This is a genomic window from Bacillus sp. FSL K6-1003 (assembly GCF_037964945.1).
GTDB lineage: Bacteria > Bacillota > Bacilli > Bacillales > Bacillaceae > Bacillus > Bacillus mojavensis.
Genome location: NZ_CP150176.1, coordinates 3,932,912 through 3,948,044, shown reverse-complemented (window position 1 = coordinate 3,948,044; position 15,133 = coordinate 3,932,912). Strand labels below are relative to the sequence as shown.

Below are 15,133 nucleotides of genomic sequence, written 5' to 3'. Positions count from 1 at the left end.
TTATAAATATAACTAGATTTAGGAATTTGAAGATTATAGAATTTAATTAGGAATAAATTCACAGTTCGGAGTAGATATATTATGAAAGAATATATAAAAATTAGGAGTGCTGCCCATTATGGAATTCTAAATGGGGGTACTATTATTACCCATGGTGATCAGTCAATCCAAATTAACGGTATTAATTCATATAAGCTAATTGAAGTACTCTTTCCAATAATGAATGGAACCAAAACAATGAAAGAGATTGTAAGTAAATTTGGAGCCCATCAACAACCTGTTATAGAGAGTATAATAAATCAATTAATAAATAAGAATATAGTCCAGATCTTAAACAAAATTTCTTGGGAAGCTACAACATGTGTTGCTGAACGTCATTTACTGGATTTATTGTCAGATTATTATGATAACCCGAACGAAAAATTTATATCAATAAAAAAAACCAGATTTTATTTACTAGGTAAAAATCATCTTTCTAAGTCATTTCGAGAAAGTCTTATCTCATACCAAGTTGAGATTAGTGAGTTTGAGGACGTTCAGGAGTTTAAAAAGTTAATTTTAAAAGAGGGTGTACAGGATAATGGAATCGTAGTTTATACATTTGAAGAATTGAATACAAAAATAAATGAAGATCTTTCACTTTACTGTAAAAAATTAAATATTCCTTTGGCTACAATGGGTATTTGCGGTGATTTTGTTGTTGCAGGCCCTATTCAATACAGAGAGTCTGCTTGTCTCTCTTGCTTAATTAAAAAAAACAAAGAAACTAACCGGAAAATGTCCTTATTTAAAAGAACTGAAGAATATGATGTATCTCCATTACATATGTGTTTAGTTGGTTCGTATCTTGCATTTCAAATTATTCGTTATATTGCAAGTGACTATGGCCATTCAGATGATGAATGTGAAATAGTTGAAAATGCAGCAGTTTTGAATACTAATACACTTGAATTTGATATTGTTCCTGTTGAAGTTCATCCTGATTGTGGAGAAGGACACTTATCATTTCTAGATATACTATGCAAAATTAGTTACGACCGTTTGTTAAATTGGATAACAAATCCTTATGTTGGTCTAGTAGAAGAAACAGATACTCAAACAATGGTCCAGTTGCCACTGCGTTTACATATGTTGCATTATCTCAAACCATCATCGATTGTATTAGGATGTGGTGAATCAATTGATGCGGCAAAAGAGGCTTCCTACTTTAAGTCGATAGAAATGGCTATCAAGCATGATTTTGATAAATTACATAAATTAAATATAAATGTAACTGGGAATAGAAACATTATTATAGTAAATAGAGATCGTCAGACTGTAGCAAAGAATTTACGGAATCAATTAGGGAAGGAACTGTTTTTGACTTTTTATTTTCAAAATAAAATATTAAATAGATTAGATATACAATCCCTTCAGGTTGGAGAATGGAGCCGTCTAATGAAGATACTCTCAGTGGGATTCGGTTATTCTGTTGAGATGGTCGGTTACCAAAAATGGACAAAGCATTTCTTCACAGTAGGGACAAGGTTTATTCCAAAGGGCAATGGTGCGACAACTTTTCCGACACAGATCAATAATCAAATATTAATTGGTAGCGGATCAACAATTGAAGAAGCAATGTTTATGTCTCTATTATACGGAATGTCATTTTTGCAAGCTTTCTCTCAGAATAGTTTTGATATTGATCTAACTATTTCTTTAGCAACTGAATGGAGAAATTTTAATAATAAGAAAGATTATGAACAGGTTCTGAATGATATAAATGAAATGGGGTATAAACCCAATTTAAATAAATTCACAGACTTAACTATTGGCTGGATTGATTTGAATAACTATTAAATGCCACTAAAACTACGATGTCTGTTATAAAATATTTTAATTTGAGTTAGAATTTTACAAGTACTTCAATTGAAGTGCTTGTCCTGAAGGAAATTGTTAAACTAACTGATGACTGGATAATTATCTAAATTTATTACTAAATGTTATAACTTTAAAGGAGGTGATAGGAATGAACAAGGATATGGAAATTAAATCAAATTCACTTGATTTTCTAGAATTAGATGATATTCAAGTGCTTGATATTGAAGGTTCTCTTGCTATGCCTGAAACCGGAGCTTCAAATGTCAGTGGCTGGCTGTGTTGTTCAAGCTCTTCAAGCAGCAGTTGTTGTAGTTAAGACAATTAAATGGTAAGAATAATTGACATGTAGTGATCCCATTTTTGGGATTCATTACATGTCTCCATGCATATTCGACTGAAAGTCTTCAAATTTTAAAGAATATAAGAGAGGTTTATCAGGGTGAGCCAACAAATCTGGTTACATGAAGATAGTGATACAGCCATCATGTCTCTTTTAGATAACAAATATATAAAAGATTTAAAAATACTTAGACTTAACGAGTATTCTTTGTTAAAGAGTAATGACATTATACTTTTTGCTCAATCGTCTTTAAATACCGATAAATGGGAAAAAATTTCTATACTCTGCAAAAAAAATTCTGCATATTTGCTTTTTGCGTTATTTACTCCTTATGGAATTTGGTTGGGTCCGGTACTACATACAAGTAACAATCCTATATGTTTGCATTGTCTTAAATTAAGACTAGGTTCTTTTGGAAACTCCGTTCCCAACCCTTATGCTATGTTTTTGAATCGTTCAAGTATCAAAATCCAGCTAGAGGAATTTCATTGGTTTTTGCCAATTTTCCGAAGTTATTTGCAAGAAATCTTATCTTCACGCTGGGAAAATGGTACTTATATTTGCATTATGATTAATGAAAAAGGCAGTTTGAAAATTAATAAACATTCTTTTCTTCCTCATCCACTTTGTCCTGTTTGTTCAACCATAGAAAGAGATAGTAAATCAGCTGCATCTTTGTTAATTCATAAAGTAAAAGATGAGAGTACTTCCAAAAAAGCAGATTGGACATTGTCCCAATTATCATCAACACTGTTTGATCCACTATCAGGAATTGTGAAAGGAGAAATTGTTAAAGATTCTCCAAATACAATACCAGTTTCTTTCAAATTTGTAGAGTTTTTGAAGAAGGGCGACTTTGAACCAGGTGTTGGGCGCTCTTGGAGAAGTGATAATAATCACAAAGTGGCTTTTTTTGAAGCCTGTGAGCGTTATGCTGGACAAGCCCCACTGGGCAAAAAAACAACAGTAATTGGAAATTATCAAAAAGTGAAGAAATACGCAATTCACCCTGCACAGTTCTTGCTTCATACAGATGATCAGTATTCCGAACAAGATTTCCCGTATATACCTTTTGTTGAGGATGAGCCTATTAGTTGGGTGTGGGGAGTATCATTAACTAAATGCAAGGCGACTTTAATTCCTGAAAGGAATGTATATTACAGGTTAAGATACCTAACTGAAGAAAATGTGGCCAGTTCATTCTGTTTAAATGATTCGATACGAAGACAATATGCTTATGAGTCCTCTAATGGTTTTGCAATTCGAGATACTTACGCCGGTGCAATTTTGAATGGTTTATTTGAAGTTTGTGAGCGGGATGCTTTTTTATATTCTTGGTACAATGAAAAGCCAGGACTAGATGTAACAAATTTAGTATACGAGAATACAGAGTTATCTCTAATGTACTTATCGGTGGAACAAATGGGTTTTAAAGTTAGATTATTTGATATATCTATAGAGCATGGAATACCTTGTATTTGGGCTATTGCCCTGGGAAATGGTATAGATTTACCTGCCACAATTTCTGCTGCAGGCTGCAATTTAGACCCCATTCTTGCTATAAGATCGGCACTAATTGAGCTTTCTTCGATATTACCTGAATTTATCCCAATGTTTAAAAGCAAACAAGAACGAATTCGTTGGTTGGCGGAAGATGAACGAAGAGTAGAGTCAATGGATGACCACGCTTTAATTTATATGAATAAAGAATTTAGAGACAGATTTGATTTTTTACTTGAACAATCTCGTGAAATTACTAGAACTGAGATACTTGAACGAATGGCACAATCGCGAACTTACAATTCCATTTCTGAATCGCAACTATTACAAATTGTTCTAGAACGAATTCAGAAAATAGGATTTGAGGTATTAATTGTTGACACAACGCCCATTGATATAAAAGAGTTAGGGTTCGTGACTGTTAAGGTATTGATACCAGGCATGTTACCAATGACGTTTGGTTCTAATATGTATCGACTTGCAGGTAGCAAACGTGTACCTTTTAGTAATTTGCAACGCCCAAAAGTACACCCTTTTCCTTAGAAAAAGGCTTTAGTTCGATTTAAGGGAATACACTTTCTTACAAACTGATGTGATGAAAGGATGTTTTTTGTGAGTTATGTAGAAACTCAATCACTATTGAGTGCCAGATGGTATACAATCAAGCATTCGATAGATAAATTGAAACAACAAAGATATAACCCAGATGTCGAAATGTCATTACCTTATAAAAAACTTTTATCTGGAACATATTATCCCTTAACATTGCCAGATGACATAAAGACAATAGAAAAACATGAACTTTGGACTAAGCTAGGGCATTTTCTGTTTTGGACTGCTGGGATATTACGGAAGGAATGGAATCATCCTTACGTAGACCACCGAAGTTTTCCATCCCCGCGTTCTATTTATGCAACTGAATTTTATTTGTTGTTTCGTTCAACAAATGAGGAAGATAAGACTTGGAACTCATATCGATATAGTCCTACGCACCACCGCCTTGAATTAGCGAAAAATGAAATTCCTCAAGAAAAAGTGAAGATTGCTTGTGGATTATCAGATCAAAATATATTGAATGTAGAGTTTTTTATGATGATAAATTCTAATGTATGGAGGATGGGATGTAAATACAGTGATTTTGCTTATAGACTTATCCTCTTAGAGGCAGGTCACGCAATAGAAAATCTAATTGATCTCTCTCGATATTATGGTTGGGAAGCAAAGGGACAATTCCTTTTTGTAGATCATCTATTGGCAAGTTTTATTGGTATTGATATGAAACAAGAACCTTCATTTTCAGTCTTTTCCTTTTTCTCTCAAAACAATAGTGACAGTGAAAAGATATATAAGTTTAAACATGATGGGGTTCATTATAATAATCACTCCAAACAAAAGTTAGAAAGTATGGAATGTAAGTGGCAAGAGATAACTGGGAATTGTAAAGGAATAGCAGATTTAGAGGAAAAATCTAGAATTTTTAGCTTAGCAGAATTAAAATCCATTCGTGGAAAGTTAAGTGATGAAGGTTCATTACGAGGAAACAACAGTTATGATTTCAGGCGAAACAGCACCCTAAAAAACAGGATTTCTGATATAAATCAGAGACATTCGGGGAGAGGTCCTTTTGGCATAAATGGGCCTAAAAGATTAGTTAGTAAAGAAGAGAGCAAGTTGTTTTTTTTATATTTGCAACATGCACTCAATGATATGAATTCAATAGTAGATTGTCATATTCGACCTAATATATACATGGTTCCTCTACAAATGGAAGGTTTCCAACAAGGGGTCTACCAAATTGGAGAAGATTTAATACCCACCCTTGTTAACTCTAATGTTTCCGTTGACATAATGAGAGAAGGTTATTTAGGTGGTTCAATTAATTTCAATAATCTGCCTGTACATTGGTTTATAACAGCAGATATTGAAAAATATTTAAATACTTATGGAAGCCGCGGATACCGGATTGCCCACCTTATGGGAGGTATTATTTCTCAAAAAATTTTATTAGCTGCAGGGCATTTAGGGATGTTTGCAAGACCAATCATGGCATTTGATGACTTGATCTATGAAAAACTTTTAAATATAAACTATGATGATGAAATCATTTTGGAACATATCCTTATTGGAACAAATCGATATAAAGGCTGGCAAATCATGACGTTTCCAAATTGGAGGAAAGGAAATCTTTATGAAAAGTAAAGTAATGATCACCAACTCTAATAAGTTAAAGGATAATACTAAGATTGCTCCGTATCTCTTATTTCGTATAGCGGGCTTGGGATTATCTGATTATGCAGAATTTATTTCTGAAAATTCTTTGAAATATCTAGAGGAAAAGAAAAAATTAGAAAATAGTATTGCTGAACAAGCAGTTTGTTTAACTGAACAATTTTACAGAGCAGTAAGTGCATGTCCGGATAAAAATATAAAGAAAGATTTGTTGAAAGTTAAAAAATACTTTGAAAAAAAAAAGATTCCGCAATGGGATAAATTAAAAAGTGTACTTGCTTTGCCCTATTCTGTTCAAAATGTTAATAAGGAATTAATATTTAAATATATGTCAGAATTTGATCAGCTAGTACGTTTAAAGGAAAAAGAAGAAGAGTATCTAACGGCTGACTATCATAGGGCAACAGAGTTTATTACTAAATTGATCAAAACAGATGTAATGCAAAATGGATTACTCTTATCCAGCAGACCTTTATATGAGAAGCTGAATAGCTATTTAAAAAAGGAAATTAAGCCACAAACTAGTTCTCATAGAAAGTTTGAAAGTTCTTTAATTCGTTATATAACTAGAACTTTATTTAAAACAAGTCCTTTTAGTACATTTACTCCCATTTCGTTTGCATCAGTTTCTGAAGAGGAACAATTTATAAATGTTAAAAATACCCAAGAAAAATTGAAAAGCTTTTGTTACATTAATCCTAATATTATTAAGCGTATAATAAGGTTATTAGAAGCGAAGCTACAAGATAAATTATATATAGCATTAAATCCTAGTATACAATTGGATGAAGAGAACTACTATATACCTTCAGTGGACTTTGTTTCTTTAAGTACTTTACTTGATCGATTTACACAAAGTTTTGTGAAAATAAAACGACAACCAACACTTGACTACTTATTTCAACATTTAAGTGATGCAATTACAACACAGAAAGAATTAATCGAAATCTTAATGAATTCTCTGAATATTGGTGAACAGCAAACACGCCAAATCATTACTAAACTGAGCAATATTAATTTTTTTCAGATAGGTTTCTTATTAGATGATTATGAGCAAGATATTATCCCAAGTTTTGTTAAAGTAGTTGAAAAGTTGAATTTGAGGTCTGATCCATTATTAGCTGAGACGATTAGGATCTTGGAAGATATTAAAGTCGCAACTAATTTATATGAAGAAGCAAAACCAAGAGAGAGAGTATCCATTCTTGAACAAATTTCAAGTTTGGTTGTTCAACTGTTTGATATATGCGGAGAAAGTATTGATAAACCTCCATTTCCAATTTTAGAGGATGCATATTATCAAAATTTAAACATCAAACTCAACTTGAATAATTTATCAACAATTCGTGAAAATTTAGGGTTTATCACAAAAACCATTGATTTAAATGATGTACTTTTTAGTTACAAGCAGACTATGAAAGAGTTCTTTATACGTAAATATGGTCAAGACGGAGTGTGTAAAAACATCATTGAATTTTTTAAAGAATGGTCTAATTTTGCTTCACGAGATTTACCAAGAGATCCAGCCCAGATCACAAAATATATGCTATCTTGGAATCCTTTTAACCTTGATAAGGTAAAAAAGTGGCAATTTGCACATAACAAATTGAAAGAGTTCATTTTCACGCATTCAAATTCTCCCATTAATGAGGTTGATTTAAAAGAAGTGCTAGCATCTTTATCAGAGTTGATTCCAAATAACCAAGGAAATAAGTCATTGGATTTTATGGGACAGCTTTTTATCCAGGATGGAAAAGAAAGATTTGTTGTTAATAAGACATATGATGGTTGGGGACATATGTATAGTCGATTTTTGTATCCAAATAACACTGAAACAAAAGGTGTTATTGAAAATATCAAAATTGAGAATGACAATAATTATCAAGATGGAATTATCTCTGATATTATTGGTTATTACGGGTTTCCTGCAGATATTCGTCCTGATTTGACAAAATCATACATATTGTATCCAGGGTCAACTCGGTTTGAAAATACCGAAGGTCAAAACACAATAATGGATATTGAATTACGGCATGACTCACGGAAAGATAGATTGAAAATCTGGTCTAATAAACAAGAGTGTTATATTTCCCCACGATTTTTAGGATTTTATAATCCTTTTTTACTCCCTAACTTTGGTATGTTTTTGTCTTTGATGGAATCTACAAATCGTATTATACAACACCCTTTAGAGTTATTTGATGCTGAGATGAAAGAGAAATTTGTTGCAGAAGGAATACTGGTGATACCTAGATTTAGTGTAGGATCAGTTGTGATTTCCAGAAAAACATGGATGATTTCGAGAGAACAATTTCCCCTTCCGAAGTCTTCTATGACAGATATTGAATATATGGATTACTTGGATCAATGGAGAAGTAAGCTTGGGATCCCTCCTTACTTTTTTGTCAGAGTAGCAAGATATACAGAAAATGTTAATGATGTGTTTCATAATGGAAACTATAAGGATGCGGAACGTAAACCTCAATATATAGATTTACGTATACACTTGTTAATTAGGGAATTCGAACGTTATCTGAGTAGAGGCCATGATGCATTGGAAATTGAAGAAATGTTGCCAAACCATAAATCTGTATATCCTGTATTTGAAGAGAAACGAGTAAATGAAATAGTGATAGAAATTCACCAATTTTCTCAAGAAAAGGAGGCATATTGATATTTATGATTGATAGATGGTGTAGTTTGCATGTTTTTTTTCACGATTTTTCAAATGTTGAAACTGTATTGAATCGTTTAATTTGGCCTTCACTTCAAAGCGGTATAATAAATAAAGAAATAAAAAAATATTTCTTTATAAGATATTGGGAAGGGGGACCCCACCTTAGGATTCGTTATATTGTTCAGGAAGGTATCGATACAGAAGAGTTTACAGAACGCTTAACTGATAGTTGGACTGATTATCTTTTGAAGCATCCCAGTTCAATCGAGCTGAAGAAAGAGACTTTCTACCAATCGCATTCTCTTGAGGGGAAGAGTAAAAATGTAATTCCATCCTTACCTTGGTTTCCTAACAACTCAGTGCAAAAAGTATCATATATTCCGGAAATTGAGCGTTACGGTGGGAAAGTAGGAATTCAAATAGCTGAGGAGTTCTTCTGTTACTCAAGTGAATTTGTAAGGGAAACCTTACAAGACCAGTACTTAAATATAAACAGAATGGCAGTAGCTCTAGATATAATGTATATAATTTTCAAATTTTGTGAAGATGATTTAAAGATGAAAGAATACGAGGGTTTTTGGAACCAGTACGCAAATGGATGGTTAGATTGGGAAAGCGTTGAGTATGCAGAGAAAATCAGATCAAAAGCTGAAATGCAAGTCAAGAAGTTGGGGAAACAATTAAAAGTAAATCTCGAAACCATGTGGAATCAATTTAATCTTAATGGAGTATATAGGGGATTAAAAAGTGAAAACTTACTTGGTATGATGTCATCAATAGAACAACTTATAAAATCAGTATCCCTTATTGATTTAAAAAATACTTCGAGTGGAAGGATTATAGGAAGTTACATGCATATGCATAATAACCGACTAGGGGTATACCCTGCACAAGAAGCATATTTGTCTTTATTGCTCGAAGGGATGTACTAATTTTGAAATGTAATAAATCAACTGCATTTGAGAGGTGAAGTAGTATGTGGAAATCAATACGGATATATTATTATGACAATTATGATCATCTTATTAGTAAATTGATCCCTAAGCTATTGCCAAATTCATCTGTTTTTCGAGCAATTCCTGACCAAATAGAACGGTTTTATTTTACTCGCCACTGGATTGGTGGGCCACATATACGTTTGAATTTCGAACTAAATGACGATAAGAACTGGGAAAGTCTTTATAAAATTATCTCGTGCCAAATAGAACGATTTTTAGTGGAGTATCCTTCTAAGTCTACCTTGGTGAATAAGAATTGGGATAAATATACAACCGCTTTGTTGAAACTTGAACAGCAGAAAGCACATGAAAATGAGACTAAGTTACACCCTGATAATTTTTGGGAAATCGATGAATATAGCATTCGGTCCTCAATGTATGGTGGTGAAAAAGGAGCTCAATTAGCAGAGAACTTTTATTCTGATACAACCGATATAGTTTGTGATTTAGTTTCATACTCAATTAATAAACCTAATGACAGGATAAATTTGTTCATTCAAATGATGGCAGCTTTAGTCTATTGTACACATATTAACTTTTATATTAGCTATAGATCACATTTTGAAGGTCATATGAATGTTCTTACAAATAAAGATAAAATTAAAGAGAAGGTAAGTATGGCATATGAGAGTAAAAAAGATTGGTATTTATCACTTGTAAAAGATACTTTTCAAAAAGTTGAGGAAATTCAGTCTGGTAAACTCTTGAATGATGACTTAATAAATAAATGGGTAGAAATCGTTACTGAATACCATAAATTAATTTTGAAAGAAGTTCAATTGGGGTTATTGCCATTTCAGCCGGATTCAAAAAGCTTTTCTAGGATAAGTGATTTTCATCAGAATGCTTATAGTAATCAGATTGTACAAGATTTTTCAAGTACAAGTGTTTTTCAAGCTCAACGCTTTTTGTTTAGTTTTATGTATAATATTTTTAACGTGATGGGAGTTACACCACTCAAAAGATCTTATTTATGTTACTTTGCAGCTGAATCTATTGGAATCGTTACTGGTAAAAGTTGGGAAATGATTTTAAAAGAGACAGCAGATGCAAAGATACAATATGTGGATAATGAAATTCAAGGTACTTTATCTGGTCAACATTATCCTAAGAAGAAAGAACATTAATTTGACATCTATCGAATATGACTGTCTTTTCAATAACTTATTTATATATAAGTCACAGATGCAAATTATAATAATCTTTAATATAATATAAAAATTAGAGATCAGTTTCTTGACTTTTTTAAAATTCCTGTAATTATACAGGTTTTTTTATATTTCATTTGTTATCAGCTTTTTCCGTATTTGTTTTCATACATGATTGTTTTTTATTTGTACCCACTGCCAGTCTTGAGCGAAGTACTAATTAATGTGAATAGTTACCCGGGGCATAACTTTTTTATTATCAGAGCTTTTGAGAAGTCTTTCAAAAAGGTATCGTTGAGGATATAATCCGGAATTTTTGGTCAAATAAAAAATAAAATAAATAGAGATAAAGGAAGAGAACAGTATAAACTGTCTTCAATAAAATTCATGCTGCATCAAAATTAATTTCTCAACATAAGGTTATTTTCAGATTGTATGGGTGGTGTAATGTTGAAATTGCAGAACCAGATTCATGGATAGTTTATGAATAAAAAAGATGAATACCATATCAATGGAATTAATTAAAGGATTGACGAAACCAATGCTAGATACATATAGATTATTTAATAGTTAAAGTCATACAAAACTTTTAAACTTGTTTATGTTTAATTTAGAAATATTGAGAAAAATTTAATGCGAGGAAACCAAACAGAAGGGGAATGAATTCTGTTAGAATTTTATTTTAATACACCACGATGAATCGTACCATAAGTAGGGGGAAAATAGTTTAATAAGGTAGTTTTTTTTGTTCGGAACAGGTAAGCTTTGAACATCATTGTATAAATGCAAAAAAGTATGCATCGGCTTATGGGGGTAACCGGCAAATGGATAAACATACTCGAAAAGTATATCGTAGACCCTACTACAGAAATAAGAGCTCCCTTTCAACACGTCTGTAGCGATACCTGTCCTTATTTTTCATGTTACCTCATATAATCTTTTTTGGGTGATTTGATACTCGGATAATTCAATTTTTTTGTTTTTATTTTGCAAAATAGCTGACTTTCAATATTTGCAATTGTATTATTTACATATTTACGAATTTAAATGTTGAGAATATTATAATGAGCAAATAAACAGACCCTGTTAGCCTGTGCTAAATGAAAAACTAAAAAAAGAGCCCAGAGAAAGCTATCTCTGAACCCCATATCCCTCACTTCATATACCGATACTCCCGCAAACTCTCCAAAATCGCAACTTCCTGCAGCAGTTCCTCACCCACATTCGTTTCCTTCACTTTCTTCCGTTCAAGCTCCTTGTCCACTAATCGTTTCACCGTTAAGACATCGGTTCCGGTGCTTAGGACTTCTGCCTTGGAGTTGAAGTGTTTATGGGCGACGAGCTGCATGCCGTAGGAGTTGTATAGCAGCGTGTAGCCGGCGATGCCTGTTGTGGATTGGTAGGCTTTGGAGAAGCCGCCGTCGATGACGATCATTTTTCCGTTTGCTTTGATTGGGTCTTCTCCTTCGATTTCTTTTACCGGCGTATGGCCGTTGATGATATGGCCATGATCTGGATTGAGGCCGAATTCTGCCAGGATGTTTCGGCAGGTTGCCTCGTCCTCACGTAAATAGTAATACGGGTTTTTCTTTTCTTTATGCGTTTCCTTTTCTTTGATGAAATACCGCTCAAATGTCGTCATGGCGCGTTTTCCGAAGAGGGAGGAGTACTCGCCTGTCCATAAATACCAAGCCATATCTGTCGCCAGGTCATCGGTTTCTTCCGGGTGGGCAAACGCTTCCCGTAAGAACCGCTCAAATACATCGAGCAGCTCACGGCCCGCATACGGTTTATCCTCAATCATCATCGTTTCCATATTGCCGTTTTCATCGACAGGAATACAGCCATGGATTAACAGGTTGCCGTTATATTTTAAATAAAGGCTGCCTTTTTTCATCATAAAATTCATATGACGGCCCAGCTTTTCGGAATGCTGGACAGAGAATAGCAGCTTGTCTATGACTTCTGCTTCTTCTTCTAATAGCTGATCTGGCTGTTCGGGATTAATTGTCGCAAAGCAGGTGTTTTCCAGCTGATATGTTTTTCCGTGCAGCGTGATTTCATTTTTATCGTAATCAATTTTCTCTAGTAACAAGCGTTCTTCCATATTAAAGTTCGGCCGTCTCTTGATAATCGGGCTCTCAAGCTTGAATTGGATCATGGCAATCGCTTGATGGATTTTTGTGATTTGCTTAATCTCATCCTCTGGCCTGTTGTCGTCTGCTTTTGGACGGAACGCTGGATTATCGTCATAGTATTTTTCGGCCAAGTTCATCAGCGGTCTTAAATTGATGCCGTACACGTCTTCAATAATGTCCAGGTTGTCATAGCGGGCACAGATGCGGATAATATTGGCCAGGCACACTTTGGAACCGGAGTAGGCACCGATCCAAAGGACATCGTGATTTCCCCACTGAATATCGACAGAATGATAATTGATTAGCTCCTCCATAATCCGATCCGGCTGCGGTCCGCGGTCGTAAATATCGCCGACCACATGCAGATGGTCGACCACCAATCGCTGAACGCTGTAAGCAAGGCCGGTGATCAGCTTATCGGCTTGGCCAAGTTCAATGATCTGGTCTATGATTTCGGAGTAATATTGCTCCTTGTTGCCAGCTTGTTCTGTTTTGTATAGCAGCTCCTCCGTAATATAAGCAAACTGGGCAGGCAGTGCTTTACGCAGTTTGGAGCGGGTATACTTCGAGGAGCAATAAGAAACAAGCCTAATCATTCGGTTAATCGTTTCTTTATACCACTCGTTTAACGCATCTTTCGCATCAAATTCATGTTTGATTAACTTCAGCTTGTCTTCCGGGTAATACACCAACGCTGCTAATTCATCAATTTCTCTATCGTAAATGACACCGCTGAAAATGTCGCGTATCTTCTCTTTTACTCGTCCTGAACCATTACGCAGCACGTGCTGGAAGGCCTGATACTCCCCGTGCAAATCACTGACAAAATGCTCGGTGCCTTTTGGCAGGTTCAGTATCGCTTTCAAATTAATGATTTCCGTTACCACTTTTTCTTCACAATCGTATTTTTGTGCGAGTAAATCTAAGTACTTGCTTTCCAAAACCGTCCATCCCCTTTTTAGAATAAACCCCTATTTATGAGCATGTGCATATCAGGTTAATTTAAAAGTATGTCATTATTTTTAAACATTGGATCCTTATACGATAGTAACGCATAACTCCTTTTAGAGACAATGAAAATGAGGGAAAGAGGGTGGCGAAATGAGTGAGGATAAAATGAAACACAAAAAAACCAGATTCAATACAAATCTGGTTTCTTATAGTCGTTCAAAAGGAAACTATTGTTGTTTTTCTTTCACCATCTTTATAAAGAGAAAGAAGATAATGAATACGATAAAGTAATTCATTGGATTCTTAAAGATGCTCATCTCTAGTGAAATCTGTAATAGTATCCAGAGCACGAAGATGGCTAGTATGGCAGGAATGATGATTTTGTACATGTCGACCACCTTCCATAGTTGATTGATAGAAGAGGGGTGTTTCTTCATTAGAAGCAAGGTGCAGCTGCCCTACAACAAAAAACTATTCGCCTGCACCACAAACTGCGACTGCTCATAATGATAAGAGATTTTCGAGAAATCAAACGGCTGCCCATTTGTCAGATGAAAAATACTCTCTATATAAAGCTTCGGAAGTCCTGCCTCCAGCCCCAAGTACTCCGCTTCTTCCTCATTAAGCTGGCCCACGTGAAGAAACAAATCAGAAAAGCCAATCTTCAGTCCCAATCCTTCCCGGATGTAATGAAAGATTGAGTGAGACACAATTTCCTTGTTCAAGTACGTCACGATGGATTTGTTGTAATAGGATTCTTCGAAGCATAGGGTTTGGCCGTTGATATAGCGGACCCTTTTGACATAGTAGACGTCTTCATCAAGTCCGATGTTGAGATTTTCTGCCGCTTCCGGTGTCGGCTTTCTCACGTCTAGTTCAATGACCTTTGAGGTGACATTGAAATCCTCGAGGTCTTTTTTAAATCCTTGATTCGACAGGAGGCTGATGTAGCCTTTTCGTTTATGCTTTCGGACGAAAATGCCGCTTCCTCTGAGCTGAAAGATCGCGCCTTTTTGTTCCAGTAGATCCAGAGACTTTGTGATTGTGCTTTTGCTGACCTCAAACTGGGCCATGAGGGTTTCTAGCACTGGCAGCTTATCTCCCTGTTTAAGCTCGTGTTCTTCTATATACTTTTCAATTTCCTCTGCGATTTGCTGGTACTTTAACATACGCATTCCTCATTCATTCGTTTAGTTTCACTTGTCAAAATTATAGCATAAACCGCTTACAGATTTGATAAAGGTATAAATACTTTGTTAGAGTATTGATAAATTATACCGGTACAATTATAA

The 15,133-nt window shown here is 34.5% G+C and carries 10 protein-coding genes; 7 read left to right on the top strand and 3 right to left on the bottom strand.

Features of this window, described 5'->3' with window-relative positions; translation table 11 throughout:
• Positions 1-81: 81 nt before the first annotated feature.
• From NSU16_RS20080 to NSU16_RS20050, 7 genes are all read left to right on the top strand, one after another.
• A complete protein-coding gene (locus NSU16_RS20080; protein ID WP_339191816.1) occupies positions 82-1,839 on the top strand; it encodes a hypothetical protein in 1,758 nt (585 codons plus the stop codon).
• A gap of 169 nt (positions 1,840-2,008) precedes the next feature.
• Complete coding sequence (locus NSU16_RS20075; protein ID WP_326191335.1) at positions 2,009-2,176, top strand: thiopeptide-type bacteriocin; 168 nt, start codon at positions 2,009-2,011, stop codon at positions 2,174-2,176.
• Positions 2,177-2,299: 123 nt separating this feature from the next.
• A complete protein-coding gene (locus NSU16_RS20070; protein ID WP_339191815.1) occupies positions 2,300-4,243 on the top strand; it encodes a YcaO-like family protein in 1,944 nt (647 codons plus the stop codon).
• A 69-nt stretch (positions 4,244-4,312) separates the two neighbouring features.
• Positions 4,313-5,899, top strand: coding sequence for a hypothetical protein (locus tag NSU16_RS20065; RefSeq protein ID WP_339191814.1), 1,587 nt, complete (start codon positions 4,313-4,315; stop codon positions 5,897-5,899).
• Positions 5,889-8,603 (top strand): lantibiotic dehydratase, encoded by a 2,715-nt coding sequence (locus NSU16_RS20060; RefSeq protein ID WP_339191812.1) that lies wholly within the window; start codon positions 5,889-5,891, stop codon positions 8,601-8,603. Before NSU16_RS20065 ends, NSU16_RS20060 begins: the two co-directional genes overlap by 11 nt.
• Before the next feature lie 5 nt (positions 8,604-8,608).
• Positions 8,609-9,538, top strand: coding sequence for a thiopeptide-type bacteriocin biosynthesis protein (locus tag NSU16_RS20055; RefSeq protein ID WP_339191811.1), 930 nt, complete (start codon positions 8,609-8,611; stop codon positions 9,536-9,538).
• 44 nt (positions 9,539-9,582) lie between these two features.
• A complete protein-coding gene (locus NSU16_RS20050) occupies positions 9,583-10,731 on the top strand; it encodes a lantibiotic dehydratase C-terminal domain-containing protein (RefSeq protein ID WP_339191810.1) in 1,149 nt (382 codons plus the stop codon).
• Positions 10,732-11,905: 1,174 nt separating this feature from the next.
• On the opposite strand, the gene fbp is transcribed toward NSU16_RS20050, so the two are convergent.
• The 3 genes from fbp to NSU16_RS20035 all read right to left on the bottom strand — a co-directional run bounded on the left by fbp (position 11,906) and on the right by NSU16_RS20035 (position 15,010).
• Entirely contained in the window at positions 11,906-13,831 is a 1,926-nt protein-coding gene (gene fbp / locus NSU16_RS20045; protein ID WP_268370108.1) for a fructose-1,6-bisphosphatase, read from the bottom strand.
• Positions 13,832-14,068: 237 nt separating this feature from the next.
• Positions 14,069-14,230 (bottom strand): hypothetical protein, encoded by a 162-nt coding sequence (locus tag NSU16_RS20040; RefSeq protein ID WP_019259985.1) that lies wholly within the window; start codon positions 14,228-14,230, stop codon positions 14,069-14,071.
• A gap of 69 nt (positions 14,231-14,299) precedes the next feature.
• A complete protein-coding gene (locus NSU16_RS20035) occupies positions 14,300-15,010 on the bottom strand; it encodes a GntR family transcriptional regulator (protein ID WP_339191809.1) in 711 nt (236 codons plus the stop codon).
• Between the last annotated feature and the right edge of the window lie 123 nt (positions 15,011-15,133).

Bases quoted from the DNA above. Each gene is read 5' to 3' on its own strand.
- NSU16_RS20080 (WP_339191816.1), top strand. From the start codon at position 82: ATGAAAGAATATATAAAAATTAGGAGTGCTGCCCATTATGGAATTCTA.
- NSU16_RS20075 (WP_326191335.1), top strand. From the start codon at position 2,009: ATGAACAAGGATATGGAAATTAAATCAAATTCACTTGATTTTCTAGAA.
- NSU16_RS20060 (WP_339191812.1), top strand. From the start codon at position 5,889: ATGAAAAGTAAAGTAATGATCACCAACTCTAATAAGTTAAAGGATAAT.
- NSU16_RS20055 (WP_339191811.1), top strand. From the start codon at position 8,609: ATGATTGATAGATGGTGTAGTTTGCATGTTTTTTTTCACGATTTTTCA.
- NSU16_RS20050 (WP_339191810.1), top strand. From the start codon at position 9,583: ATGTGGAAATCAATACGGATATATTATTATGACAATTATGATCATCTT.
- NSU16_RS20040 (WP_019259985.1), bottom strand. From the start codon at position 14,230: ATGTACAAAATCATCATTCCTGCCATACTAGCCATCTTCGTGCTCTGG.
- NSU16_RS20035 (WP_339191809.1), bottom strand. From the start codon at position 15,010: ATGTTAAAGTACCAGCAAATCGCAGAGGAAATTGAAAAGTATATAGAA.